Source organism: Pseudomonas sp. TAA207, from assembly GCF_001529285.1.
In the GTDB taxonomy this organism is placed as follows: domain Bacteria; phylum Pseudomonadota; class Gammaproteobacteria; order Pseudomonadales; family Pseudomonadaceae; genus Aquipseudomonas; species Aquipseudomonas weihenstephanensis.
This window is the reverse complement of sequence record NZ_LLWJ01000008.1, coordinates 1-1,625: the sequence shown is the minus strand read 5'-3', so window position 1 is coordinate 1,625 and position 1,625 is coordinate 1. Positions and strand designations below refer to the sequence as shown.

5 protein-coding genes are annotated in these 1,625 nt (G+C 35.8%); all 5 read left to right on the top strand.

Annotated elements, in window-relative coordinates:
• Nucleotides 1-266 (top strand): Sak single strand annealing protein (locus tag AP059_RS00075; RefSeq protein ID WP_120752292.1); only part of this gene is annotated, 266 nt, incomplete at its 5' end.
• Nucleotides 267-270: 4 nt separating this feature from the next.
• A complete protein-coding gene (locus AP059_RS00070) occupies nucleotides 271-630 on the top strand; it encodes a single-stranded DNA-binding protein (protein WP_059874876.1) in 360 nt (119 codons plus the stop codon).
• 12 nt (nucleotides 631-642) lie between these two features.
• On the top strand, nucleotides 643-858 hold the full coding sequence (locus AP059_RS00065; RefSeq protein WP_036087094.1) for a hypothetical protein: 216 nt from the start codon (nucleotides 643-645) through the stop codon (nucleotides 856-858).
• Nucleotides 855-1,367: a hypothetical protein gene (locus tag AP059_RS00060; protein ID WP_059874874.1), complete on the top strand. Its 513-nt coding sequence runs from the start codon at nucleotides 855-857 to the stop codon at nucleotides 1,365-1,367. Before AP059_RS00065 ends, AP059_RS00060 begins: the two co-directional genes overlap by 4 nt.
• Complete coding sequence (locus AP059_RS22310; protein WP_131811506.1) at nucleotides 1,368-1,553, top strand: hypothetical protein; 186 nt, start codon at nucleotides 1,368-1,370, stop codon at nucleotides 1,551-1,553.
• The last annotated feature ends 72 nt before the right edge of the window (nucleotides 1,554-1,625 follow it).

The window sequence follows — 1,625 nt, the reverse complement described above, 5'->3', positions numbered from 1 at the left end:
CCATTCAGCGTGGACTAGTTAAGGCAATCGCTCGTCATGGTTTAGGGCTATACATTTACGCAAATGAAGACCTTCCTGACTTGACAGAAGAGCAGAAAGAACTTGAAGCAGAAAAACAACGACTTAGAGAGATCCAACCACTTATTAAACGAGCTGAACAACTAGGATATAAAAATATCGATAGCTTGAAAGATAAGACTAAAAAAGAAATTACCGACATCATGACGATTTGGTTAGCACAGCAAGAATCAGAAAAAGGAGAATAATTAAATGGCAATTATCACAGTTACAGCACAAGCGAACGAAAAGAACACACGTACAGTAAGCACAGCAAAAGGCGACAAGAAAATCATTTCAGTACCATTATTTGAAAAAGAAAAGGGATCTAACGTGAAAGTTGCATATGGTTCGGCTTTCTTGCCTGACTTCATTCAATTAGGAGACACAGTAACGGTCAGCGGTCGTGTACAAGCTAAGGAATCAGGCGAATACGTAAATTATAACTTTGTTTTTCCCACAGTTGAAAAAGTATTTATCTCTAATGATAATAGTAGTCAATCACAAGCTAAACAGGACTTATTTGGAAAATCTGAACCGATTGAAGTTGATGAATCAGAACTTCCTTTCTAGAAAGTTGGTTACATGTACACAGCAGAAGAGAGAGAGCAAATTATCGACATCGTGGATAAGATGAGCTTACTAAGACAAGACTTTGACGGAGCTTTCACTTGGATCAAGGAAAATGTATCAATGCCATTTGACTTTGACGGAGAACAGCAATTTATATCAGACTTGAAGCAGTTAGTGAAAATTAACGCTTTGAAGTTTGGTAAAATATATGAGGGAGTATTAAATTGACAACGCTAAGAGAACTGCACAAAAAACTTAAAATTAAACAAACGCTTGACAACTATGTACGAAACACAAATAAAAAATATAAATATAATCTTGTCCCTGATGAAATTCTTGGCGACGGACTGGCTAAACTAATCGAGCTTAATACGCAAGGCAAACTTGGACGACATGCACAGCAAATTGCTTACATCAACCACAACTTGAGCTTACAGCGACAAAAGGAGCAACTGGAACAAGCTAACGAACGACTTGCTAAACGTGCTGAAAAGGCCCAAAAATTGCTTGACACGGAGCTTCTGAAAGATAGCTACATCGAAACACTTGAAATGTTTAGTAAATTCAATTCAGCAAAACAATATACTATGTGGGACGACCTAGAAACTCCAACTAAAGTGATTGAGTTCATGGAAAAGAATGGAGTTAAACAAGGTAAATGGCTACGTCCTGAAGGAGTTGACGCTTGGTTCAAAGAACGCATTGTTTGGTTCAAGAATAAATTGAAAGAGGCTTAAATGGTTGAAAAGTTTATATTGCATCCTATTGAAAAAGAACCAAGAATTGAAAAAGAACTAAGAGAAAAAATGGAAGCATTTGACGGAAGTATAGAAAGTTATATAATTGCTGGTAAATGGCTTCAAAAAAATGGATACAGAGTGCTAAGTGAATTTTATTGGCTTCCCCATATTTATAAAAAGTAAACAATAACATCATATAAAACTTTAGGCTTGACAGCTTAGAGTTTTTTTGATATAATAGTATATAAAATAAAC

Excerpts from the sequence above, each read along its gene's own strand:
- AP059_RS00070 (WP_059874876.1), top strand. The coding sequence starts at position 271 with ATGGCAATTATCACAGTTACAGCACAAGCGAACGAAAAGAACACACGT.
- AP059_RS00065 (WP_036087094.1), top strand. The coding sequence starts at position 643 with ATGTACACAGCAGAAGAGAGAGAGCAAATTATCGACATCGTGGATAAG.
- AP059_RS22310 (WP_131811506.1), top strand. The coding sequence starts at position 1,368 with ATGGTTGAAAAGTTTATATTGCATCCTATTGAAAAAGAACCAAGAATT.